Source organism: Nocardiopsis sp. TNDT3 (assembly GCF_003427465.1).
Taxonomy (GTDB): domain Bacteria; phylum Actinomycetota; class Actinomycetes; order Streptosporangiales; family Streptosporangiaceae; genus Nocardiopsis; species Nocardiopsis dassonvillei.
In genome coordinates this window covers 1-1,282 of sequence record NZ_QPFC01001181.1, presented here as the reverse complement: position 1 = coordinate 1,282, position 1,282 = coordinate 1, and the positions used below count along the sequence as shown (strand labels likewise).

Below are 1,282 nucleotides of genomic sequence, written 5' to 3'. Positions count from 1 at the left end.
GTGCCTCACCCCCCGCCCGGCGCCCCGCCAGGACCTGCCCGCCCGCACGGTCTTCCGCCAGAGCGTCGGCGACGCGCGCCAGGCCCTGGCCGAACGCGCCGCCCGCGACCCGGCCACCAGCCGCCCCCGGGCCCAGCAGGAGGCCCTGGCCGTGTGGAACCCCTTCGCCGACCGGGTCCTCATCCACTGGCTGGAGACCGTCCGCGACGGCCGCGCCGACGCCCACCGCCCCACGGGCTGGACCCGCCGCGGCGCCGCCCTGCTCGCCGAGTACGAACGCCTGGCCGCCGAGCACACCCTGTGCACCAAGCACCGCAAGCCCAAGGAGAACCTCGCGATCCTGCTCGCCGCGCTGCGCGAGGCGGTCGCCGAGTCCGGCGCCGAACTCACCCCCCGCCGCCGCGGCCTGCTCCGCCACGCCGTGGACTCGATGGTGGCCAAGCGCGGCCTGCCCGGCTCCGAGCGGCACACCGCCCTGCGCGCCGGACAGGCCGAGCACGCAGCCCGCCCCACCCACGACGTGCTCGCCGCGCTGCTGGCCGACCGGCTCGCCCCGCTCCCCCGGGCCGTCGGCACCCCGCACACGGCGAAGCTGCTCACCCCCGTCTCCGCCGAGGAGGCACGCGAGCGCACCGTGCCCGAGGGCTGGCCCATCCCTGGGGCCCTGGGCGACGTCGTCCGCAGGGCCACCGCCGCTCCCCTGGACGACCTGGTGGAACTCGGCGTGATCCCCTCCGCCGAGGTGATGGCCGAGGTCGTGCCCGCCCTCACCGCGGAGGCCGAGGCCGCCTCCGCCGCGGACCCCGCCCTGGCCCGGTTGCTCGCCGCCCACCACCGGGCGTTCAGCCGCAGGCGCTCCCTGCTCCTGCTCAACCTGCAGAGCCAGGTCCGCGCGGACGAACTGCCCTGGACACGGGCGCTGCTGGCCCACCGCTCCGGCCCCGAGGCGCGCCGTGAGACGGTGGCCGAACTGCTGTCCGCACTGGGCTCCTGCGTGCTCACCCACTTCCCCGGCACGATCGTGCCCAACCCGATGGTGAGCCAGCTGTCCGCCCTGTCCCGCTCCGCGGACCTGCGTCTGCCGCTCGTGGAGGAACTGGCCGCCGACATCTTCACGGGCGGGTTCTCCCCCAAGTTCACGCGCGCCGCCAAGGCCGCCGCCGCCCTGCTGGGCCAGGGCCTCTACAACCGCTACTACGGCATCGACCCCGACCGGGTCCTGGCCCTGGAGGAGGAACCGACCCGGACCGGCGGCGGCCTTGGCGGCGCGCGTGAACTTGGG

The 1,282-nt window shown here is 76.7% G+C and carries 1 pseudogene; it reads left to right on the top strand.

The annotated features are described in order from the left end of the window. A pseudogene (locus DQW06_RS25500) lies at nucleotides 1–1,282 on the top strand (transcriptional regulator); the annotation flags it as partial.